Genomic DNA, 22,703 nt, shown 5'->3' on the forward strand with positions numbered 1-22,703 from the left:
CTGCAATCGTCATGCCAGTGAGCCTCTCCAAGGGTGGCAACGTCTCGCTGACCAAGGAGGCCCCCGGCGACGGGGGTCGCCGAAGCGGGCGTCGGCGGCGTAGCCCGCGACGGCGCCGAGCGCGAACGCGGCGGCGCGGGTCAGCGGACGCGGAGCGGGGGAGGGGGTGCGCGCGGTCATCGGCCGCACGGCGCGTGGCGGCGGGGAGGGAGGCACGGCGGAAGGCAGCTCGGAGTCCGGCGTGGCGGGGCAGCCTGCATCGCGTGCGTGTCCTCACTCAGGGTCCGCGCCCTGGATCGACGTGACGGTGGCGAGAGTCTCCTGGCTTCCGGGTCGAACGCACCCACGGAGCCTTCCAGCGGCCGTGGACGGCCCGCCGTGGCGATGTTCCGAGCGTGCTCCCCGGTGACAGTGGCGGGACCGCGCCGGACTTCCACCGGCTTCCTCTCCATGCCTCCGTTTGGCCCCAGGATCCCATCACGGGCCCGAACCGGGAGTCAACCGAGGTCACGGAGGGGTTGGTCACACGGCGGGCCGCACGACGGACCGCACGGCGGGTCACGCGGCGGGCCGCCCGGAAGGCCGCACGACGGGCGTGCGCCGGCCGCTCCTGGCGCCTCCTCAGCACCGCCCGGCCGCCGCCCGGGTGACCCGGACGGCCCAGCCCAGTGGCCCGGGCGGCGGCGCACCGGTGAACTGGTGCACGAACACCGTCCGGTCCGTGAGCAACAGAGCGGGGAGCGAAATGCGTTGGGGAACCGCCGCCGTCGTGGCGGCCGCCGCGGTCGGGGCCGCCGTGCTGGTGATCGGCCGTCGGGCCTCCGAGCGGATGGTCCGTCCGGTGACCGCCGTCCAGGAGTCCGGGCCGGTCGTGGTCCGCGGCCTCGCCCCCGGCCGGGTCACCTGCACCCGCAGCCCGGCGAGCCTGCGTCCCGGCCGCTGGGCGGTCGAGTGGGCGGACGGCGGGCACGCGGTCGTGGAGGAGGTCCTGCACAGCGACGAGCGCGGCGTCACCCGCCGGCTGGTCCGCGCCGACCGGGGCACCCTCGCCGCCGGCACCGAGGTGCGCTTCACCCCCAGGGTCCTGCTCGGCGACCCGATGGAGGCGCTCGGCCTCGCCTTCGCCGACACCACCGCGGACGGTGAGCTCGGCGCCCTGCCCGCCTGGCGGCTCGACGGCAACCGCGGCACCTGGGTGGTCCTGGTGCACGGCCCGGGGGCCGACCGCCAGCAGACCCTCCCGGTGCTCCCCGTCCTCGGCCGGCTCGGCCTGCCGGCCCTCGCCGTCACCTACCGCGGCGACCGCGGCGCCCCCGCCTCCCCGGACGGGCTCAGCCACTTCGGCGAGACCGAGTGGCGCGACGTCGAGTCGGCCCTGCGGCTGGCGCTCGACAGCGGGGCGGGCAAGGTGATCCTCTACGGCTGGTCCGTCGGCGCGACGACGGTCCTCCAGACCGTGGCCCGTTCCGCGTGGGCGCACGCCGTCGGCGGCCTGGTCCTCGACTCGCCGGTGCTCGACCTCCCGACCTCCGCCCGCCGGGACGCCGCCCGGGCCGGCTTCCGGGGCACGGCCGCCGAACTGGGCGCCCTCGCCGCCGAGGGCCGCACCGGTGTCGACCTCGCCGACTTCGGCCGGATCGCCGACGGCACGGACCTGCGGGTGCCGACCCTCCTCCTGCACAGCCCCGACGACCCGATCGCGCCCTTCGGCACCGCCGAGAAGCTGGCCGCCGCCCGCCGCGACGTGGTGAGCCTCCGGCCCTTCCCCGGCGCCGACCACGCCGCCCTCTGGAACTCGTCGCCCGACCACTACACCGAGCTCCTCCGCCGCTGGCTCACGCCCCTGCTCTGAGCACCCGGCCGCCCTGCGCCCCGCCCCGGACGCCCTGCGTCCCGCCCCGGGCGTCCGCCCCCGCTCCGCGCCCCGGGTGCCCCGTGCGGGGCGCCCGTTTCCCGCGGGTCTCGTTCCGGACGCCTCGCCCCCCTCCTCGCGCGCCGATTTCGGCCGGGCTTCGCCGGTCTTTTCCGGGCGGGCCTCCCCCCGCCCGTAAATGAACGTTTCTCCATTTCGCCGGAGATGCACGAGAAGTCGGCCGGTCCGACTTCTCGTGCGGCGTGATCCCGCCATCCGGTTCGCCATCCGTCCGGAATCGGGCTGGACAGTCCCGCCCGGCGTCCATGGGCCGGAACGCCCCCGCGAAAACCTGCCCCGTTGTCAGGGGCGAAAATTGGACCGGCCTCTCACCCCCCACCTGCACGCACAGTGACCGGCCGAGCATTCCCGGCAACCGGGGCGCATCGGGTGGCATGGGCAGGTCACACGTTTTTGGCCAGGCGGTTTGCCGCTGTTGCCCGATCTTGCGGAGGTGCCGCCCCCGGTCGCCCGGTCGTACGGACAACCGGATGTGACAGAAGGCCGGTACAAGGGGAAGACTGCTCGACGTGACGTCTCGGAATCCGCGCGACCGTGATGCCCCGCTCCCGCCGACGATCGGTACCGGTGCGACGGTGACCCGTCTCCCCGGAACGGCCCAACGGCCTGCCGGTGGCAGGCCGGGCGGGGCGGGTGTCCCCCGTAACGGAGTACCCCGGCGACGAGGACCCGCTCCGGCTCCCGGGCGGGGCCGGGTTCCCGTGCCGGAGGGCTTCCCGGCACCCTCCGAGCTCGCCCCGCTGGCCCGCCGGATGCTGGTGGACGCCGTCCGGGTGGCCCGCTGGTCCGGTGAGCTGGCCGAGGTCGACAAGCGCGGCGAACTGCTCCCGGACGACGCCCGTGCGGCGGGCCGGGCGCTGGCCATGACGGTCGGCGCCGCGGCCAAGGCCTGGGGGCAGGCGCTGCTGGTGGGCCTGGTGGAGGCCCGGGACGGCGGAGCCGGCCCCGGCTGGCGCCTGCACGCCTGGGAGCACGACGACGAGGCCGTGGTGCGCGGCTGGTCGGCGCTGTTCGACGCCTGGACCCTGCTCGCCCCGGTGCCGCCCGCCGCGCTGCGCGGCGTGTTCGCCGTCCTGGCCGGTCAGGCCGTGGACCAGGCCCCGCAGCTGCTCTCCTTCCTGCACCTGGTGGACGGCCCGGTTGCCGAGAGCGAGCTGCTGGAGCTGCTGCGCCGAGGCCTGGACGAGCGCCGGGTCGGCGCCGGCCTCGGCGGGCCGGGCCTGTCGCCGGTGCCGCACGCGGCCTCGGCGGTCTCCGCCGTCCGCGGCACCTGCCGCGCGCCGCAGATCGACACCCCGCCCGCGCCCTCGGACGTGGCGGCCGTCCTGGACTGGATGCTGGACGGCCTGGCGGCCGTCGGCGCGCTGGTGCGCAGGAACGATGCCGCGGAGCTGTCGCCGCTCGGCCACTGGGCGGTGCGGGCGAAGCTGGAGGAGATCTGCACGGTCGCGCAGACCGCGGCCGGGCACATCGAGCAGAGCGCCTTCGAGCTGCTGAACGCCTGCGCGGACTACTCGCCGGGCCCGGCCCGCGCCGAGTTCCGCGCCTGGGTCGCGGCCCGTCCGGCGGACCGGGCGGTGGGCGAGCTGCTGGAGGCCGCCCAGGGCGACGACGCACTGGTGCGCGGGCTGGCCTTCGAGGCGCTGCGGGTGGCCGGCGGTCCGGCCGAGCAAGCGGTGCGCGCGTCGGTGGACGAGCCGGTGCTGCGCCCCTACGCGCTGCTGTGGCTGGCGGAGCGCGCGGACGAGGGCGTCGCCCCGGCCGACGTGCTGGGTGCCGAGGACGCGGCCTGGCTCTGGGTGGACACCGCTGCCGCGGTGCTCGACCACGGCGAGACCGAGCTGCTGGTCGGTCACGTCGAGGGCGCCTCGGCGGGGGACCCGGTCCGGCTGTTCGCCCGGGCGCGGCAGTCCGGCCACCCGCGGGCGGCCTCGGTGCTGACGGCCGTCTCGGGGGTGCACCCGGATCCGGGCGTGGCCCGGGCGGCCCGCCGCTCGGCGTTCAGCGTGCACACCGGCGGCGCCTGACCCGCCCGGGCCGCACCGACAGGCGGGAGAGGCACGACAGCCGCCCCGGCCGTACGGGGCACGGCACGGGGAAGGGCCCGGAACCATCAGGTTCCGGGCCCTTCCCCGTGCCGTGAGGCCGGAATGCCGAACGGGACTCTCAGCCGAGCCGCGACTCCGCCCGCCGGGCGCGGACGTCGCCGACCTTCTGCCCCACCTTGCGGCGGATGACCAGCAGCGGCGCCATCGCGGCGAGCGTGATCTGGGCGAACGCGCCGACGTGCATCAGGGTGTCACCACCGGGCAGCCCGGTCGCCCAGGCGGCCAGGCAGCCGATCGCGACGACGACCCAGCACAGCGTGGCGGTGGCCAGCAGCCCCTGCGGCTTCGGGTACTCGATCCGGCTGACCATCAGGTACGCGGCGCCGAAGATGGCGAGCAGCCCGGGCAGGAACGGCGGGTCGAGCAGCACGATGGCGATGACCGTCATGGCGCCCATCGGGCAGGGCATGCCCTGGAACACCCCGGGCCGCATCTTGACGGCCGAGAAGCGGGCCAGCCGCAGGACCACCGCCAGCAGCACCGTGATGGCGATCAGCGCCGACAGCTTGCTGTTGGAGCCCTGGGAGACCATGCCCCAGACCGCGACGAAGTAGGCCGGCGCGATGCCGAAGCTGATCAGGTCCGCCAGGTTGTCCAGTTCCGCTCCGAGGGCGGAGGAGCGCAGCTTGCGCGCCACCAGGCCGTCGAAGAGGTCGCACATCGAGCCGATCAGCAGCAGCGTGACCGCGGTGGCGGCGCTGTGCCGGTCCGGAGCGGCGTCCGGGTTGGTGATGTGCGGGACCAGGACCCCGGTGGTGATCGAGTAGATCGCGAGGAAGCCGCAGACGGCGTTCCCCAGGGTCAGGAAGTCGGCGGTGGACAGGTGCTGGGGAGAGCGCGGGGCGCGCAGCTCGCGGTCGCGCGCCCAGCGGCGGCGGCGCAGGGCCGTCTCCTCGTCGTCCAAGCCGACGATTGTCTCAGGATCAGTCACGGTCAAGGCGCGTCACCCCGGCTGTGGTCTTCTGGCCGACCTCGACGCCGACCTCGACGCCGGCCGGCAGGTAGGTGTCGACCCGGGACCCGAACCGGATCAGGCCGATCCGGTCGCCCTGCTCGACCTTGGTTCCGGCGTCCACGTACGGCACGATCCGGCGGGCCACGGCCCCCGCGATCTGGACCATCTCGATGTCGCCGAGCTCGGTGTCGAAGTGCCAGACGACCCGCTCGTTCTGGTCGCTGTCCTTGTTGAACGCGGGGACGAAGCCGCCCGCGACGTGCTCGACCGACGTCACCGTGCCCGGCAGGGGCGCGCGGTTGACGTGGACGTTCAGCGGGCTCATGAAGATGGCGACCCGGGTGCGGCCGTCCGGCCAGGCGTCGATGCTCTGCACCACGCCGTCGGCGGGGGAGATCACTCTGCCCGTGCCGATCTCACGCTCGGGGTCGCGGAAGAACCACAGCATGCCCGCGCTGAGCGCACAGGCCGGTACCGCCGCCAGGGCCCACTTGCCGCTGCGCCGGGTGAGGGCGGTGGTCACGGCGGCCGTGGCGAGGGTGGGGACGAACCAGGGGGTGGCTCCGCGCGCGATGGTCACGCGGGGTCGCCGACCGGCCGTCGGGGCTGCGAGGGCATCGCGGTCCGTGACGGAGGTGTGAGGGGACGGGCTGATGGGCATCGAAGACCTTTGTCGCGGGGGATCATGGCCGCTGGACGGGGGCCACCGCGGGATCGGTAATAGAGGGACGGCTTGCTGTCCCGGTGGATGCTATCGGGAGCACACGGTGGGTGGGCAACCCGCCTGCTCGTTCATGTGTCCGGTGGCGGCGCGTGTGCGCGTCCACTCCTACGACCGTAGCTCGACCCGGTCCGGTTCCCAAGGGACCGGACAGGGCTGGTGACTCTTGTCTCAACGGGTGCGCCGGCGCAACCCGGCGCACGGAACGGACGTTGCGGACGGAAGCGGGTGTGCGGAAGCGGCCGCAGGGCGCGTCGTTGCAGCTGTACGCCCTGCGGCCGCTTCCTGGAGGCCGTGCCGGACCCAGGCGGACCAGGCCGGGCCCGTGACGGGGCACGGCGCTCCGCCGGGACGGGCCCGCACGCCCGTCGACCGGCGGTTCGAGGGGGTCGCCCGGCGACGCGGTCCGTCGGCGGGCGACCGGGGATCAGTCGGCGATCCGGTACTCCTCCAGGAGCCGGCGGCCGACGATCATCTTCTGGATCTCCGCAGTTCCTTCACCGATGAGCAGCATCGGGGCCTCGCGGTAGAGGCGCTCGATCTCGTACTCCTTGGAGAAGCCGTAGCCGCCGTGGATGCGGAAGGCGTCCTCGACGACCTCCTTGCAGTACTCGGAGGCCAGGTACTTGGCCATGCCGGCCTCGAGGTCGTTGCGCTCGCCGCCGTCCTTCTTGCGGGCGGCCATGACCATCATCTGGTGGGCGGCCTCGACCTTGGTGGCCATCTCGGCGAGCTTGAACTGGATGGCCTGGTGCTCGGCGATCTTCTTGCCGAAGGTGGAGCGCTGCTGGGCGTATGAGATGCCCAGTTCGAAGGCGCGCCGGGCGACGCCGCAGCCGCGGGCGGCGACGTTGACGCGGCCGACCTCGACGCCGTCCATCATCTGGTAGAAGCCCTTGCCCGGGACGCCGCCGAGGACGCGGTCCGCCGGGATCCGGACGTCCTGGAGCACCAGCTCGGTGGTGTCGACGCCCTTGTAGCCCATCTTCTCGATCTTCCCGGGCACGGTCAGGCCGGGCACGGCCGGGTTCGGGCCGAAGCCGGCCGTCTTCTCGATCAGGAAGGTGGTCATGTTCTTGTACGGGGAGCTGCCGCCCTCGTCGGTCTTGCAGAGGACCGCGACGAGGGTGGAGGTGCCGCCGTTGGTGAGCCACATCTTCTGGCCGTTGAGGACGTAGGAGTCGCCGTCCCTGACGCCCTTGGTGGAGATGGCCGAAACGTCGGAGCCCAGGCCCGGCTCGGACATCGAGAAGGCGCCGCGGATCTCCCCCGCGGCCATCCTCGGCAGGAAGTGGTCCTTCTGCTCCTGGGTGCCGTGGGCGTTGATCATGTGCGCCACGATGAAGTGGGTGTTCACGATGCCGGAGACCGACATCCAGCCGCGGGCGATCTCCTCGACCACCAGGGCGTAGGTGAGCAGCGACTCGCCGAGGCCGCCGTACTCCTCGGGGATGGTGAGGCCGAACAGGCCGAGCTGCTTCATCCCCTCGACGATGGCGGTCGGGTACTCGTCCTTGTGCTCCAGCTCGGTCGCGACCGGAATGATCTCCTTGTCGACGAAATCCCGCACGGTGGCGAGGATGTCCCGCTGGATCTCGGTGAGGCCGTCGGTCTGTGCGAGGCGTCCCATCGTGCGGCTCCGAAAGGTCTGAGGGTCTGCGGAAAGTCGGGGAATCCCCCGGGGGGGGGGGATTGCGGGGGCCCTGCCGGCGTGGCTGCGGCAGCAGGGCCCCCGTTCCGGGTGGGGCGTGGCCGATGACGGCGGCCTGCCCGTCCGGGGTCTGCCGAGGGGGCCGTCCGTGGGAGGAGGCCCCCTATAAAGGGGAGCGGCGGAAGGCGGGACGGCTCAGGAGAGCGGGGTCGGACGGCCGGGCTGCTCGCCGCCGCGCTCCTCGACGTACGTCGCGGTCGGCACCATCACCTTGCGGCGGAAGACGCAGACGACCGTGCCGTCCTGCTTGTACCCCTTGGTCTCGACGTACACGATGCCGCGGTCGTCCTTGGACTTGGACGGCCACTTGTCGAGCACGGTCGTCTCGCCGTAGAGGGTGTCGCCGTGGAAGGTCGGTGCGACGTGGCGCAGCGACTCGATCTCCAGGTTGGCGATCGCCTTGCCGGAGACGTCCGGGACGGACATGCCGAGCAGCAGCGAGTAGACGTAGTTGCCGACCACGACGTTCCTGCCGAAGTCGGTCGTCCTCTCCGCGTAGTTGGTGTCCATGTGGAGGGGGTGGTGGTTCATGGTGAGCAGGCAGAAGAGGTGGTCGTCGTACTCGGTGACCGTCTTGCCGGGCCAGTGCCGGTAGACCGCGCCGACCTCGAACTCCTCGTAGGTGCGTCCGAACTGCATGCCGTGGGCCCTCAGCTTTCCGGGATCTCGAACTTGGTGGTGCGCTGCATGCCCGCGGCCCGGCCCTTGCCGGCGACGACCAGCGCCATCTTGCGGCTGGCCTCGTCGATCATCTCGTCGCCGAGCATCGCGGAGCCCTTGGCGCCGCCCGCCTCGGAGGTGCAGTAGTCGTACGCGTCGAGGATCAGCTCGGCGTGGTCGTAGTCCTCCTGCGCGGGCGAGTAGATCTCGTTCGCGGCGGCGACCTGGTCCGGGTGGAGCACCCACTTGCCGTCGAAGCCGAGGGCGGCCGAGCGGCGGGCGACCTCGCGGTAGCCCTCCTGGTTGCGGATCTGGAGGTAGGGGCCGTCGATCGCCTGGAGGTCGTTGGCGCGGGCGGCCATCAGGATGCGCATCAGGATGTAGTGGTACGCGTCGGCGTTGTAGCCGGGCGGCTGCTCGCCGACGACCAGCGACTTCATGTTGATGGAGGCCATGAAGTCGGCGGGGCCGAAGATGATGGTCTCCAGCCGGGGCGAGGCCTCGGCGATGGCGTCGACGTTGATCAGGCCCTTGGCGTTCTCGATCTGCGCCTCGATGCCGATCCGGCCGACCTCGAAGCCCATGGTCTTCTCGATCTGGGTGAGCAGCAGGTCGAGCGCCTTGACCTGCTCGGCGTCCTGCACCTTGGGCAGCATGATGCAGTCGAGGTTGGGGCCGGCGCCCTCGACCACGGTGATCACGTCGCGGTAGGTCCAGTGGGTGGTCCAGTCGTTGACGCGCACGACGCGGGTCTTGCCGCCCCAGTCGCCGTTGTTGAGGGCGTCCACGATGTTGTGGCGCGCGCTCTCCTTGACCAGCGGGGCGCAGGCGTCCTCCAGGTCGAGGAAGACCTGGTCGGCCGGCAGGCCCTGGGCCTTCTCCAGGAAGCGCGGGTTGCTGCCCGGCACGGCGAGGCAGGAGCGGCGCGGGCGCAGGCGGTTGACGGGGGTCATGAGAATCGAGGGTCCCTTCCCAGTGGTCAGCTGGTCAGCTGGTCAGTTCGTGGCCGCGGTCGGTGCGGGCGTCCACGGCTGGAGCTTGTTGGCCAGCCGGATCTCGTCCACGATCCGGCCGATGATGGTGGTGATGCCGAAGTCCTTCGGGGTGAACACGGCGGCGACGCCGGCGGCCTTGAGGGCCTCGCCGTCCGCTGCCGGGATGATGCCACCCACGATCACCGGGACATCCTCCACCCCGGCGCGGCGCAGCCGCTTCAGGACGTCGGGCACCAGTTCGCTGTGCGCGCCGGAGAGGATGGACAGGCCCACGCAGTGCACGTCCTCCGCGACGGCGGCGGAGACGATCTGCTCCGGGGTCAGCCGGATGCCCTGGTAGACCACCTCGAACCCGGCGTCGCGGGCGCGCACGGCGATCTGCTCGGCGCCGTTGGAGTGCCCGTCCAGGCCGGGCTTGCCGACCAGCAGGCGCAGCTTGCCGGCGCCCAGTTCCGCGGCGGTCGCGGCGACCGCGGCGCGGACCTGCTCCAGCTCGCCGCCGGGCTCGGCGGCCACCGCGACGGGGGCGCCGCCGACGCCGGTGGGCGCGCGGTACTCGCCGAAGACCTCGCGCAGGGCGAAGGCCCACTCGCCGGTGGTGACGCCGGCCCGGGCGCAGGCGAGCGTGGCCGGCATCAGGTTGGCCTCGGTGGCGGCGACGGCCTTGAGCCCGGCCAGCGCCTCCTGGGCGGCGGCCTCGTCGCGCTCGGCGCGCCAGGCCTCCAGGGCGGCGAGCACGGACTGCTCGGAGGCCGGGTCGACCACCATGATCGCGGTGTCGAGGTCGGCGGTGAGCGGGCTCGGCTCGGTGGTGTCGAAGCAGTTCACCCCGACGATCTTGTCCTCGCCGGACTCGATCCGGGCCCGGCGGGCGGCGTGCGAGGAGACCAGGTTGGACTTCAGGTAACCGGATTCGACGGCGGGAATCACCCCGCCCATCTCCAGCACCTTGGCGATCTCCGCCTCGGCGCCGGCCAGCAGCTCGTCGGTCTTGGCGCCGATCACCTCGGAGCCGTTGAAGATGTCGCCGTACTCCAGCAGGTCCGACTCGTACGCCAGCACCTGCTGGATGCGCAGCGACCACTGCTGGTCCCAGGGCCGGGGCAGGCCGAGCGCCTCGTTCCAGGCGGGCAGCTGGACGGCCCGCGCGCGGGCGTCCTTGGAGAGGGTGACGGCCAGCATCTCCAGGACGATCCGCTGGACGTTGTTCTCCGGCTGGGCCTCGGTCAGGCCGAGCGAGTTGACCTGGACGCCGTAGCGGAAGCGCCGCTGCTTGGGGTCGGTGACGCCGTAGCGCTCCCGGGTGACCTTCTCCCACAGCCGGGCGAAGGCGCGCATCTTGCACATCTCCTCGACGAAGCGCACGCCGGCGTTGACGAAGAAGGAGATCCGGGCGACCACCTCGCCCATCCGCTCGGCCGGCACCTGGCCGGAGTCGCGCACGGCGTCGAGCACCGAGATGGCGGTGCACATCGCGTAGGCGATCTCCTGGACGGGCGTCGCCCCGGCCTCCTGCAGGTGGTAGCTGCAGATGTTGATCGGGTTCCACTTGGGGATGTTGCCGACCGTGTAGGCGATCATGTCGGTGATCAGCCGCACCGACGGGCCGGGCGGGAAGACGTGCGTCCCGCGCGACAGGTACTCCTTGACGATGTCGTTCTGGGTGGTGCCGGTGAGCGCGGCGACGTCCGCGCCCTGCTCCTCGGCGACCACCTGGTAGAGCGCCAGCAGCCACATCGCGGTGGCGTTGATCGTCATGGAGGTGTTGGTCCGTTCGAGCGGGATGCCGTCGAACAGGGTGCGCATGTCGCCGACGTGCCCGACCGGGACGCCGACCCGGCCGACCTCGCCGCGGGCGAGGACGTGGTCGGAGTCGTAGCCGGTCTGGGTCGGCAGGTCGAAGGCGACGGACAGCCCGGTCTGGCCCTTCGCCAGGTTCCGCCGGTAGAGCGCGTTGGAGTCGCTCGCGGTGGAGTGGCCGGCGTAGGTGCGCATCAGCCAGGGGCGGTCGCGCTTCTGGGGTTCGGTCATCGAGGGGCTCACACGTTCCGGCTCGGTCGGATGGTCCGCTCGTCAAGCTCACGGAAGAGGTTGATGGCGGGCAGGTGCTTCTCGCGCAGCTCGTGGTCGGTGACGCCCAGGCCCTCCTCGGGGGACAGGCAGAGCACGCCGACCTTGCCCTGGTGCTTGTTGTGCTGGACGTCCAGGGCGGCCTGTCCGGTCTCCGCCAGGGAGTAGACCTTGGACAGGGTCGGGTGGATCTTGCCCTTGGCGATCAGGCGGTTGGCCTCGAAGGCCTCGCGGTAGTTGGCGAAGTGCGAGCCGACGATCCGCTTGAGCGACATCCACAGGTACCGGTTGTCGTACTGGTGCATGTAGCCGGAGGTGGAGGCGCAGGTGACGATCGTGCCGCCCTTGCGGGTGACGTACACCGAGGCGCCGAAGGTCTCCCGGCCCGGGTGCTCGAAGACGATGTCCACGTCCTCGCCGCCGGTGAACTCGCGGATCCGCGAACCCAGGCGCTTCCACTCGCGCGGGTCCTGGGTGTTCTCGTCCTTCCAGAACCGGTAGTCCTCGGCGGAGCGGTCGATGATCGCCTCGGCGCCCATGGCGCGGCAGATCTCGGCCTTCTGGTCGTTGGAGACCACGCAGATCGGGGTGGCGCCGCCGGCCAGCGCGTACTGGGTGGCGTACGAGCCGAGGCCGCCGCTGGCACCCCAGATCAGCACGTTGTCGCCCTGCTTCATGCCGGCGCCGTTGCGCGAGACCAGCTGGCGGTAGGCGGTGGAGTTGACCAGGCCGGGGGAGGCGGCCTCCTCCCAGGTGAGGTGCTTGGGCTTGGGCAGCAGCTGGTTGGTCTTCACCAGGGCCAGCTGGGCCAGGCCGCCGAAGTTGGTCTCGAAGCCCCAGATGCGCTGCTCCGGGTCCATCATCGTGTCGTTGTGGCCGTCCGCGGACTCCAGTTCGACCGAGAGGCAGTGCGCGACGACCTCGTCGCCCGGCTTCCAGGCGTTGACCCCGGCGCCGGTGCGCAGCACCACGCCGGAGAGGTCGGAGCCGACCACGTGGTACGGCAGGTCGTGACGCTTGGTCAGCGGGGACAGCCGGCCGTAGCGCTCCAGGAAGCCGAAGGTGGAGACCGGCTCGAAGATCGAGCTCCAGACGGTGTTGTAGTTGACCGCGCTGGCCATGACGGCGACCAGGGCCTCGCCGGGGCCCAGCTCGGGCAGGGCGACGTCGTCGAGGTGAAGGGACTTGCGGGGGTCCTTGTCGCGGCTGTCGAGGCCGGCGAACATCTGCTCCTCGTCCTTGTGGAGCGTGACCGCCCGGTAGGACTCGGGGAGCTTGATCGCCGCGAAGTCCGCCGACGTGCTGTCGGTGCTGAGGATCGCGTCGAGGATTTCCTGCATGGCTGCCTCCGAAGGCGTACCTGTGCGAGGGTCACAGGGCGTCTGGGGGAGCCGGGAGCGGACACCGGCTTCGCTGAGATGGGTGGTGGGCGGGTCAGGCGGGGAGCCCGGGGTGGACCGGGCCGTGCTGGCTCTGCTCCCGGGGTGTGGGAACGCCGGACGACGGCGCGCCGAGGTGGGGAGCCGCGGCGCCGCGACTGGTGAGTAACAAGGTAGTGGCACCCTGTGCCACTCGTAAAGACACCGGGTGCCAGGAATTCCGACGGCTTCCGGGGCGGCGTGACACGCGTTGCGCGGGCATGCGAAAGGCCCGCGCCGAACGTGCGGCGCGGGCCTTTCGAACCACTCTGACCTGCGTGAATGCCCTGCTTACGACGGCCTGGCGCCACTCAGGGCAGCCCGGATGCTGTCCACCACGACGTCCAGTGGAGCGTCCGTCCTGGCGACTGTGATGAGCACCTCACCTCCGGGGCTGGCACTCAGTGCGCTCTCCGCCCCGACGTCCCCCGGGGTCCCAGTGGCACCCGGTGCCACCACCGATCCCCGCCGTCTGGCACCCGGCGCGCTGGAGGCCCAGAAGGTCCGCCGGATCACCTCGAAGGAGTGGTCCAGCTGCGCCTCCACGTCGCCCCGGCCGCCGGCCCGCAGCCAGCGCCGCAGCACGTGGTTGTGCGCCGCGACGACCGCCGCCGCCGAGACCTCGGCCAGCATCGAGTCGTCCTCGCCGCCGCGCTGCCAGCCGGTCGGGATGGACTCGCCGGTGTCGAAGCGCCCCAGCAGGTAGCGGGTGAACAGCCGCTCGTAGCGGGCCACCACGGCGATCTCCCGCTCGCGCAGCGCCGGGACCTGACGGATCAGCTGGTACCGCGCCACCGACACCCCCGGGGTGGAGGCGTACATCCGCAGCACCTCCTTGATGCCGCGGCAGACCACGTCCAGCGGGTGCTCCTCCGGCTCCGCGCTGGCCAGCAGGTCGGCCACCCGGACCAGGGTGTCGTCGTGGTCCGGGAAGATCGCCTCCTCCTTGGACCGGAAGTACCGGAAGAAGGTGCGCCGGGCCACCCCGGCGGCGGCCGCGATCTGGTCGACCGTGGTCTCCTCGTAGCCCTGCGAGGCGAACAGCTCCATCGCGGCCGTGGCCAGGTCCTGGCGCATCTGCTGGCGCTGGGCCGCCGCCCGGCGGCTGCCCGGCCCGCCTTCCGGCCCGGTGCCCCCGGTCGAGGAGGCGGTCCGGTCGGCGCCGCCGTGCGGCCCGGCGGGGTGCTGCGGGGAGGTTGACTGAACCCGATCCATGTCCGGAACGCTACACGGCCCGGACGGCGGGGCCGCGGCCCTTCCCCGTCGTACCGGTGCGACCGGTCCGGTCACGGCCGGGCGGGGCCAGCGCGAGGGCACCGTCCCGGGGCTCCAGCCGGGGCGCGGGGCGGCCGCCGCGGACGCGGAACCGTGCGGCTGCGCGGCGGGCGGACCGGCCGGCGGGAGCCCGAACGGCGGCTCGTACGGCGGCTCGTACGGAAGCTCGTACGGGCCGCCCCCGGCCTGCGGCACGGTCACCGGCGCGCGTGGTCGCGGAAGCCGCGACCGGTCTTGCGGCCCAGGCAGCCCGCCGCGACCAGGTGCTCCAGCAGCGGAGCGGCGGCCAGGCCGGGCTCGCGGAACTCCTGGTGCAGCACCTGCTCGATCGTCAGCGAGACGTCCAGGCCGACCACGTCCAACAGCTCGAACGGGCCCATCGGGTAGCCGCAGCCGAGCTTCATCGCGGTGTCGATGTCGTCCACCGTCGCGTAGTGCTCCTGGAGCATCCGCACCGCGTCGTTCAGGTAGGGGAAGAGCAGCGCGTTGACGATGAAGCCGGCCCGGTCGCCGCACTCCACCGGGTGCTTGTGCACCCGGGCCGTCAGCTCCAGCACGGTCGCGGTGACGTCCGGCGCGGTCAGCACGGTGGAGACCACCTCGACCAGCTTCATGGCCGGCGCCGGGTTGAAGAAGTGCATGCCGATCACGTCCTGCGGCCGCGCGGTGGCGGTCGCGCAGCTGATCACCGGCAGCGAGGAGGTGGTGGTGGCGAGCACCGCGCCCGGCCTGACGATCTTGTCCAGGGTGGCGAACAGCTCCCGCTTGACCTCCAGGTCCTCGGCGACCGCCTCGACCACCAGGTCGACCTCGGCCAGCTCGGCGTACCGGCCGACCGGGGTCACCAGCGCCAGCGCGGCGTCCCGCTGCCCGTCGGACAGCCGGCCCCTGGCCACCGAGCGCTCCAGGGACCGGGCCAGCTGCGCCTTGGCCCGGTCGGCCTTCGCCTGGCTGCGGGCGGCCAGCAGCACCGGGTGCCCGGCCTTGGCGAACACCTCGGCGATGCCGGTGGCCATCGTCCCCGAGCCGCAGACGCCGACGGTGCGCACCTCTCGGCCGGGCACCGCGGGCCGGGCCGGGCCGGTGGCCGCGTCCACGGCCCGGGACGAGCCGGGCGCCTCGTAGGTGTAGAAGCCGCGCCCGGTCTTGCGGCCCAGCAGCCCGGCCGCGACCAGCTGGCCGAGGATCGGCGCGGGCGCGTGCAGGCGGTCCCGGGACTGCTCGTACATCGCCTCCAGCACGGTGCGCGCGGTGTCGATGCCGATCAGGTCGAGCAGTGCCAGCGGGCCCATCGGCAGGCCGCAGCCGAGGCGCATCGCGGCGTCGATGTCCTCCCGCGAGGCGTACTTGGACTCGAACATCGCGGCGGCCTGGTTCAGGTAGGCGAACAGCAGGCCGTTCACCACGAAGCCGGCCCGGTCGCCGGCCGCGACCGGCTCCTTGCCGAGGTCGCGGGCGAAGGCGGCGGCGTCCTCGGCGGTCCGCGGGGAGGTCAGCACCGTGCGGACCACCTCGACCAGCTTCATGCCGTGCACCGGGTTGAAGAAGTGCAGGCCGAGCACCCGCTCCGGACGGCCGGTCGCCGCGGCGATCCGGGTCACCGACAGCGCGGTGGTGCCGGTGGCCAGCACGGTGGTCTCCGGGCAGATCCGGTCCAGCTCGGCGAACACCTCCCGCTTCAGCTCCAACTGCTCGGGCACCTCCTCGATGACGAGGTCCGCGCCGCCGGCGGCGGACAGCTCGTGGCCGACGGAGATCCGGGCCAGCAGCCCGGTGCGCTCCTCGGCGGTCAGCCGTTCCCGGTCCACCGCGTGCGCGGTGGCCTCCTCGATCCGGGCCAGCGCCCGGGCGGCCGAGTCCTCGGTGGCCTCGATGCCGATCACCCGGCGGCCGCTCTTGGCGACCGCCACCGCGACGCCGGCACCCATCGTGCCGAGGCCGACGACGGCGACGGCGGGGAAGGGACGCTCCATTGTCCTGACTCCTAGTCCTGAAGGGCCCGCGCGTGCTCCGGCGGGCACGCCGCCGCGCCCGTGCGCCGGGGGCGGCCGCCGCCGGAGGAGGGTCCACGCGCGGGGGCTGGGGAGATGACGGGGTGCGGCGCACCGGTGCAGCGGCCGGTCCGCTCCGGCCGAACTGCGGATGTGCCGTGGTGCTCAGGCGCTCGAGGGTGAAGGAAGCGGCTCTGATACGAGGGGGGATCCGGCCCGCCGCGATCCGCGGCACCGGCCGGTGAAAGCGCACTGGGCGGGCGCCGGAGACACGGCGACCGCGGGCCCCGCCGGTGCGGCTCCCGAGGCCCGGCGGTGGTGCGTCCGGCCACTGTAGCGAAGCTACTCGCGAGTAGGAAGGGGGTGTGGGCGGAAACCCGCCCGGGACCGCGGGCGGGCGGCCGGCGGGGAACCCGGTTTTTACCCGAACGAGTGAACGGGTGAACGGGGCGGCCAAGGGGACCACCCGATAGGGGAGTTAGCCGGCCCCGGCCGGCTGGGCAGCATGAGGGCATGACCACCGGAACCGCCACCGCCGGCCCCACCGCGCCCGGTCCCGCCGAGCCGCCCGTCACCGCCGAACGGCTCGCCGCCGCCGCGGCGGAGGCCGTCGCGCTGCCGCCGCGCGCCGAGCGGGCCGCGCGCGCCGAGCAGGCCGTCGACCGGCTGCGCACCGACGCCGTCGAGGCGGTGGCCGTCACCTGGGTGGACAACGCCGGCATCACCCGGGTCAAGGCCGTGCCGCTCGGCGGCCTGGTGCACGCCGCGCAGTGGGGCGTCGGCACCGCGCCCTGCTTCGACGTCTTCCTCGCCGACGACGGGATCACCACCAGCCCGATCATCGGCGGCCCCACTGGGGACCTCAGGCTCTACCCGGACCTCGACCGGATCGTCCCGCTGGCCGCCCAGCCCGGCTGGGCCTGGGCCCCGGGGGACAGGTACACCCAGGCCGGCACCCCGCACCCCGGCTGCCAGCGGCTGTTCGCCCGCCGGGCCCGGGCCGTGGCGGCCGCCCGCGGCCTGAGCCTCAAGGCCGGCATCGAGGTCGAGTGGACGGTCGCGCTGGCCGGCGCCCCGGGGGAGGAGCCGCAGTACCCGACGCACGGCCCCGCGTACGGGATGCACCGGGTCACCGATCTCTCCGACTACCTGCGCGACGTCCTGCGCGCCCTCGACCGGCAGGGGCTGAGCGTCCTCCAGATCCACCCCGAGTACTCCCCGGGCCAGTTCGAGGTCTCGGTCGCCCCGGAGGGCCCGGTCGCCGCCGCCGACACCTCCGTGCTGGTCCGGCACACCGTCCGGGCCGTCTCCGCCCGGCACGGCCTGCGGGTCTCCTTCGCCCCGGTGGTCGAGGCGGGCGGCGTCGGCAACGGCGGGCACCTGCACGTCAGCCTCTGGCGGGACGGCCGCAACCTCGGCCACGGCGGCCCCGGCCCGCACGGCCTGACGGCCGAGGCCGAGGGCTTCCTCGCCGGAGTGCTCGACGCGCTGCCCGAGCTGCTGGTGCTGGGCTGCTCCAGCCCGGCCGGGTACCTGCGGCTGGTGCCCTCGCACTGGGCCGGCGCCTACCAGTGCTGGGGCCTGGAGAACCGGGAGGCCGCGCTGCGCCTGGTGACGGGCTCCACCGGTGAGCGGTCCGCCGCCGCCAACGCCGAGGTCAAGTGCTTCGACGCGAGCGGCAACCCGTACCTGACGGTCGGCGGGGTGATCGCGGCCGGCCTCGCCGGGCTGGACCAACGCCGCGCGCTGCCACCGGAGTTCACCGGGGATCCGGCAGCCGCCGAGCCCGGCACGGTGCCCCGGCTGCCGACGGGACCGGCCGAGGCGATCGCCGCGTACGAGCGCTCGGCGGTGCTGCGCGAGGCGCTCGGGGAGCCGCTCTTCCAGGCGGTGCTGGCGGTGCGCCGGGCGGAGCAGGAGCAGAGCGCGGCCGTCACGCCCGAGGAGCTGGTCGCGGCCACCCGCTGGCGGTACTGACCATGGCCCGGCCGCAGGAGCCCTCGCTGGTCGACCACCACTGCCACAGCGTGGTGGCGGTCGAGCTCACCGACGAGGCCCTGGCCGGGCTGCTCACCGAGTCCGACCGGCCGCCCGCGCCCGGCTGTTCGCCCTTCGACAGCGCGCTGGGCCTCGCGGTGCGGCGCTGGTGCCCGCCCGCGCTGGGCCTGCCCGCGCACACCCCGGCCGCCGACTACCTGGCCCGGCGGCGGGAGTTGGGCGCGGCCGAGGCCACCGGGAGGCTGCTGGCGGCGGCCGGGCTGGACACCCTCCTGGTGGACACCGGGCTGACCGCCGCCGCGGGCCAGGAGCTGCTGCCGCCGGCCGGGCTCGCCGAGGCCGCCGGGGCGTCGGTGCGCGAGGTGGTCCGGCTGGAGTCGGTCGCCGGGGCGGTGGCGTCCGGCGCCGGTGACTGGCCGCGGGCCGTCGCGCAGGCGCTCGGATCGGCCGCCGCCGGGGCCGTCGCGGTCAAGTCGGTGCTCGCCTACCGGCACGGCCTGGCCGTCCCGGCCGAACGCCCCTCCACCGCCGCCGTGGTGGCCGCGGCCGGTGCCCATCTGCGGGCCGGGTCGGACCGGCCGGCCGACCCGGTGCTGCTGCACCACCTGCTGTGGACGGCCGTGGACGTCTGCGCCGACCTCGGCCTGCCGCTCCAACTCCACACCGGCTTCGGGGATCCGGACCTCACCCTGCACCGGGCCGATCCGTCCCTGCTGACGGACTTCGTGCGGGCCGCCGAGCCCAGCGGTGTCCCGCTGGTGCTGCTGCACGGCTACCCGTACCACCGGCAGGCCGCCTGGCTGGCCCAGGCCTTCCCGACGGTGTACACCGACCTCGGGCTGACGGCCTCCTACACCGGCCCGCGGGTGGCCGCGGTGCTGGGCGAGATGCTGGAGCTGGCCCCGTTCGGGAAAATGCTCTTCTCCACCGACGCCTACGGGCTTCCCGAACTGTATTTGGTGGGCACCTGTCAGTTCCGGTACGGACTGGGTGTGTTGCTCGCGGACTGGCTGGCCGACGGCGCCTGCTCCGCGGCCGACGCCGAGCGGGTGACGCGGCTGGTCGGCGGGGACAACGCGCGTCGGTTGTACGCGTTGTAGCGGTGCGATCCGCGCTGGTGGCCGTGGTCGTGGCGGTCGTGGCCGCACGTCGGCGAACCATCACTTTTTAACACTCTTGACCTCTGTTTCCTTGTTGATCCCGGGGCGGCCGTAACCCCGGTTCCTGGTCAAGATGTGACGATTAGATGACTACCTCTTGCGCTTATAAGCAAATATTCATTAGCGTCCCGGTCATTCCCAGAGCGCACCTGCCCACCGCAGCTGCCGCCTGACGACTCGGGAGGCCAACCCTCATGCGTGTTCCTCGGATCAGCCGTACCCGGTACGCGGCAGTGGGCGTCGTGCTCGCCACCGCCGGCGCCCTCGCGCTGCCGGCCGGCACCGCCGTCGCGGCCCCCTCGGCCGACTCGACGACCGGTCCGCTGATGAGCTACATCGTCAACACCAAGGCCAACCACGGCCAGGTGCAGAAGGTCGAGAAGGCCATCACCGGTCTCGGCGGCACCGTGGTCCAGTCGTACGAGCAGGTCGGCGTCGTGGTCGCCCGCTCGACCGACACCAAGTTCGCCGAGAAGCTGCGCCTGGCCAAGGGTGTCGACTCGGTCGGCGCCAGCCGCACCAAGGGCATCCAGGCCTCCGACCAGGGCAAGGCCGACGTCGCCGCCGAGCCGACCGTCGCGGCCGCTCCGGGCGAGGAGCCCTACGGCGCCTACCAGTGGGACATGCGTCAGATCGGTGCCGACAAGGCCCACAAGATCTCGCTCGGCAGCCGCAACGTGACCGTCGGCGTGCTGGACTCCGGCATCGACGCCACCCACGAGGACCTGGCCGCCAACGTGGACGCCTCGCAGTCGGTCTCCTGCATCGACGGCAGGACGAACACCGACTGGAAGGCCTGGCAGCCGACCACCAGCGACCACGGCACCCACGTGGCGGGCACCATCGGCGCCGCCAAGAACGGCAAGGGCGTCGTCGGCGTCGCGCCGGGCGTCAAGCTGGCCGCCGTCAAGGTCGTCGACGACGCCGGCATGATCTACGCGGAGAACGCGATCTGCGGCTTCGTGTGGGCCGGCGAGCACAACTTCAAGGTGACGAACAACAGCTACTTCGTCGACCCGTGGATGTTCAACTGCAAGACGGACAAGGACCAGGCGGCCATCTCGGACGCCGTCCGCAAGGCCGTCGCCTTCTCGCAGCGCAAGGGCGTCCTCAACGTCGCCGCCGCGGGCAACGAGAACCTCGACCTGGCGCACAAGACCGTCGACGTGGCCAGCCCGGACGACACCACCCCGGTGACCCGCCCGGTCACCAACGACTGCCTGTCGCTGCCGACCGAGCTGCCCGGCGTCGTCGCCGTCTCCGCGGTGGGCTCCGACGGCATCAAGTCGTACTACTCCAGCTACGGCAAGGGCGTCGTCTCCGTCACCGCCCCCGGTGGTGACCGCCGCTTCCAGATCCCGAACACCCCGGACAAGGACGGCCGCATCCTGTCCACCATCCCCGGTGGCAAGTACGGCTACATGCAGGGCACCTCGATGGCCACCCCGCACGTCGCCGGTGTGGTCGCGCTGCTGGCCAGCACCTTCCCGTGGGCCAGCCCGGACGAGCTGACCGAGATGCTGACCAGCCACGCGGAGTCCGTCCCGTGCCCGACCGGCGAGTTCAACCCGGGCGGTGCCGGTGCGTGGAAGGCCACCTGCGAGGGCACCACGAACGACAACGGCTTCTACGGCGCGGGCCTGGTCAACGCCGAGAAGGCGGTCCAGTGGTGGCGCTGACGCGCTGACCGCGGACACCTCTGAACAGTAGGAAGCGGTAGGAACGGCAGTACCGGGGAGCGGGCCCACGGGGTCCCGCTCCCCGGTCGCGTTCCGGCACCGACCGCTCGTCGGCGGTCGCCCCGCGATCACCCTGTGGCCGCCCGGAAGTCGCCCGGCGATCGCGGGCGGACGGCACCGACCGGGCCGCGCCCGGGCCCGGTCAGCCCTCGTCGAAGTGGTGCTCCCAGACCGTCTCCACCGACGGCTTGCCGTGCAGGTCCGGCACCTCCCGCAGCCAGGCGGGCCGCCCGGCCCTGGTCCGGGCCGCCTGCCGCCGCTCCGCCTCGCGCAGCTGGTCGGGGGTGGCGAAGCCCTCCGGCAGCCACTCCTCCGAGAGCACCACCCGGGCGGCCAGGTGGGTGACATAGGCGTGCCGGACGGCGTCCACCGAGTCGAAGCCGGGCTCGTCGGCCAGCCACTCGTCCGGGACCAGCGCCACCACCTCCTCCAGCAGTGGCACGGTGACCAGCGGTCCGAGCTCCTCGTCGGCCAGCCGGACGTCCGGGGCCGAGCCGCCGAGCGCGTGCGCGCTGAGGTCGTACCGCTTGCCGACCGCCGACCCGGCGCCCGCCCAGCGGTGGTGGAAGATCAGTGCGGCGCCGTTGTCGATCAGCCAGAGCCGGCCGTGCCAGACCACCAGGTTGGGGTTGTGTACGGTGCGGTCGACGTTGCCGGTCAGCGCGTCCAGCCAGACCACCCGGCCCGCCTCGGCCGAGTCCACCGCGATCATTCCCGGCCGGAAGTCCCGTGCGCCGGGCAGCAGGTCCATCCCGAGGTTGAGGCCGGCGCTGGCCTTGAGCATGTCCTGGATCTCGGCGTCCGGCTCGTCCGCGGCGACGGCCGGGTCGAAGTCCACCAGCCGCAGCTCCGGCACCCGCAGGCCCAGCCGCCGGGCCAGCTCGCCGACGATCACCTCGGCGATCAGCGCCTTGCGGCCCTGCGCGGCCCCGGTGAACTTGACCACGTACGTTCCCAGGTCGTCGGTCTCCACCACGCCGGGGACGGAACCGCCGGCCCGCAGCGGGTCGACGTAGCGCACTGCAGTCACCAGATCGAGCACACCGGCCACCCTATCCCGCCGCGTCGCGGGCGTGAGCCTGTGATTGGCTAGCCGGACAGAGCGGTTCCCACCACATGAGGAGAGCAAGGTCATGGGACAGGTGCAGGCCACCACCGAGCGGGTCTACGACGCCGCCCCCGAGCGGGTGTACGAGGCGCTGGCCGACTACCAGGTGACCCGCCCGAAGCTGCTGCCCGCGCAGTACAGCGAGTACGAGGTGCGGGTCGGCGGCACCGGTGCCGGCACCCAGGTGCACTGGAAGCTCCAGGCCACCGAGAAGCGGGTGCGCGACTGCCTGTTCACCGTGTCCGCGCCCGAGCCGGACCAGCTGGTGGAGAAGGACGCCAACTCCAGCATGGTGATCACCTGGACCGTCGCGGCCGTCGGCGAGGGGCGCTCCAAGGTCACCGTGAACACGACCTGGCAGGGGGCCACCGGCATCGGGGGCTTCTTCGAGCGCACCTTCGCCCCGAAGGGCCTGAACCGGATCCACGACCAGGTGCTGGCCAACCTCGCCGCCGAGGTCCGCTGAGCCTCATCGGGGTCCGCTGAGCCTCACCGAGGCCCGTCCCGGTCCGCCGGGACCTCCCGGGCGCCGGAATCGCCAACCGCGCGATTCGCGCGCGTAGATCCATCGAAGCGGTCGAATCGCCCGGGAATTCGAGCGGCTCGGTCTCCCGTACGAGCCGAAAGCCGTACGGGTGGCCGAACCGCCACCTGCGGGTGACGGGGGCCGTCCGGCGCCGGTGAGCCACCCTAGGCTCGCCGCCGTGCATATGACGATCCTTCACATTTCACAGCCGGTGGACGGCGGGGTCGCCCGCGTCGTCGCCGATCTGGTCCGGGGTCAGCGGGAGGCCGGGCACCGGGTGCTGGTCGCCTGCCCGCGCGGCGGACGGCTGGCCGAGGAGGCCGCCGCGGTGGGCG

At 73.1% G+C, this 22,703-nt stretch carries 17 protein-coding genes and 1 riboswitch; of the genes, 7 read left to right on the forward strand and 10 right to left on the reverse strand.

Features of this window, described 5'->3' with window-relative positions; genetic code table 11:
* Positions 1 to 314: 314 nt before the first annotated feature.
* Positions 315 to 448: riboswitch (cobalamin riboswitch) on the reverse strand.
* A gap of 297 nt (positions 449 to 745) precedes the next feature.
* Both AB0E96_RS20240 and AB0E96_RS20245 read left to right on the forward strand, forming a co-directional pair.
* Positions 746 to 1,852, forward strand: a complete 1,107-nt coding sequence (locus tag AB0E96_RS20240) for a hypothetical protein (RefSeq protein ID WP_359825440.1) — start codon at positions 746 to 748, stop codon at positions 1,850 to 1,852.
* A 782-nt stretch (positions 1,853 to 2,634) separates the two neighbouring features.
* On the forward strand, positions 2,635 to 3,960 hold the full coding sequence (locus tag AB0E96_RS20245) for a hypothetical protein (protein ID WP_359825443.1): 1,326 nt from the start codon (positions 2,635 to 2,637) through the stop codon (positions 3,958 to 3,960).
* Positions 3,961 to 4,099: 139 nt separating this feature from the next.
* On the opposite strand, the gene AB0E96_RS20250 is transcribed toward AB0E96_RS20245, so the two are convergent.
* The 9 genes from AB0E96_RS20250 to AB0E96_RS20290 form a co-directional block, all read right to left on the reverse strand.
* Positions 4,100 to 4,891 carry a CDP-alcohol phosphatidyltransferase family protein gene (locus tag AB0E96_RS20250; RefSeq protein ID WP_359825477.1) on the reverse strand — a complete coding sequence of 264 codons (792 nt, stop codon included), beginning with the start codon at positions 4,889 to 4,891 and terminating at the stop codon, positions 4,100 to 4,102.
* Between the two features lie 73 nt (positions 4,892 to 4,964).
* The gene (locus AB0E96_RS20255; RefSeq protein ID WP_224280704.1) at positions 4,965 to 5,657 is read right to left on the reverse strand and encodes a phosphatidylserine decarboxylase; all 693 of its coding nucleotides are present in this window, start codon (positions 5,655 to 5,657) and stop codon (positions 4,965 to 4,967) included.
* Positions 5,658 to 6,144: 487 nt separating this feature from the next.
* A complete protein-coding gene (locus AB0E96_RS20260; RefSeq protein WP_359825446.1) occupies positions 6,145 to 7,347 on the reverse strand; it encodes an acyl-CoA dehydrogenase family protein in 1,203 nt (400 codons plus the stop codon).
* 216 nt (positions 7,348 to 7,563) lie between these two features.
* Positions 7,564 to 8,067, reverse strand: a complete 504-nt coding sequence (locus tag AB0E96_RS20265; RefSeq protein ID WP_359825449.1) for a MaoC family dehydratase — start codon at positions 8,065 to 8,067, stop codon at positions 7,564 to 7,566.
* A gap of 11 nt (positions 8,068 to 8,078) precedes the next feature.
* Positions 8,079 to 9,041, reverse strand: coding sequence for a CoA ester lyase (locus tag AB0E96_RS20270; RefSeq protein WP_359825452.1), 963 nt, complete (start codon positions 9,039 to 9,041; stop codon positions 8,079 to 8,081).
* A 42-nt stretch (positions 9,042 to 9,083) separates the two neighbouring features.
* Positions 9,084 to 11,114, reverse strand: coding sequence for a protein meaA (locus tag AB0E96_RS20275; RefSeq protein WP_359825455.1), 2,031 nt, complete (start codon positions 11,112 to 11,114; stop codon positions 9,084 to 9,086).
* Positions 11,115 to 11,122: 8 nt separating this feature from the next.
* A complete protein-coding gene (gene ccrA / locus AB0E96_RS20280; RefSeq protein WP_359825457.1) occupies positions 11,123 to 12,493 on the reverse strand; it encodes a crotonyl-CoA carboxylase/reductase in 1,371 nt (456 codons plus the stop codon).
* Positions 12,494 to 12,862: 369 nt separating this feature from the next.
* Positions 12,863 to 13,786, reverse strand: a complete 924-nt coding sequence (locus AB0E96_RS20285) for a TetR family transcriptional regulator (RefSeq protein ID WP_359825460.1) — start codon at positions 13,784 to 13,786, stop codon at positions 12,863 to 12,865.
* 257 nt (positions 13,787 to 14,043) lie between these two features.
* Positions 14,044 to 15,819, reverse strand: a complete 1,776-nt coding sequence (locus AB0E96_RS20290) for a 3-hydroxybutyryl-CoA dehydrogenase (RefSeq protein ID WP_359825462.1) — start codon at positions 15,817 to 15,819, stop codon at positions 14,044 to 14,046.
* Between the two features lie 531 nt (positions 15,820 to 16,350).
* Between AB0E96_RS20290 and AB0E96_RS20295 the strand changes: the two genes are divergently transcribed.
* The 3 genes from AB0E96_RS20295 (at position 16,351) to AB0E96_RS20305 (ending at position 20,674) form a co-directional block, all read left to right on the forward strand.
* On the forward strand, positions 16,351 to 17,814 hold the full coding sequence (locus tag AB0E96_RS20295) for a glutamine synthetase family protein (RefSeq protein ID WP_359825465.1): 1,464 nt from the start codon (positions 16,351 to 16,353) through the stop codon (positions 17,812 to 17,814).
* A 2-nt stretch (positions 17,815 to 17,816) separates the two neighbouring features.
* Positions 17,817 to 18,935 (forward strand): amidohydrolase family protein, encoded by a 1,119-nt coding sequence (locus AB0E96_RS20300; protein WP_359825467.1) that lies wholly within the window; start codon positions 17,817 to 17,819, stop codon positions 18,933 to 18,935.
* Between the two features lie 254 nt (positions 18,936 to 19,189).
* The gene (locus AB0E96_RS20305; RefSeq protein WP_359825469.1) at positions 19,190 to 20,674 is read left to right on the forward strand and encodes a S8 family serine peptidase; all 1,485 of its coding nucleotides are present in this window, start codon (positions 19,190 to 19,192) and stop codon (positions 20,672 to 20,674) included.
* A gap of 202 nt (positions 20,675 to 20,876) precedes the next feature.
* Here AB0E96_RS20305 and AB0E96_RS20310 read toward each other — a convergent pair whose 3' ends face one another.
* On the reverse strand, positions 20,877 to 21,776 hold the full coding sequence (locus tag AB0E96_RS20310; protein WP_359825471.1) for a HipA family kinase: 900 nt from the start codon (positions 21,774 to 21,776) through the stop codon (positions 20,877 to 20,879).
* Between the two features lie 91 nt (positions 21,777 to 21,867).
* On the opposite strand from AB0E96_RS20310, the gene AB0E96_RS20315 reads away from it, so the two are divergent.
* On the forward strand, positions 21,868 to 22,308 hold the full coding sequence (locus AB0E96_RS20315) for an SRPBCC family protein (protein WP_359825474.1): 441 nt from the start codon (positions 21,868 to 21,870) through the stop codon (positions 22,306 to 22,308).
* Positions 22,309 to 22,552: 244 nt separating this feature from the next.
* Positions 22,553 to 22,703, forward strand: a 151-nt coding sequence (locus AB0E96_RS20320; protein WP_359825480.1) for a glycosyltransferase, incomplete at its 3' end; no start/stop codon positions are given.

It is taken from the genome of Kitasatospora sp. NPDC036755, assembly GCF_040636595.1.
In the GTDB taxonomy this organism is placed as follows: Bacteria; Actinomycetota; Actinomycetes; order Streptomycetales; family Streptomycetaceae; genus Kitasatospora.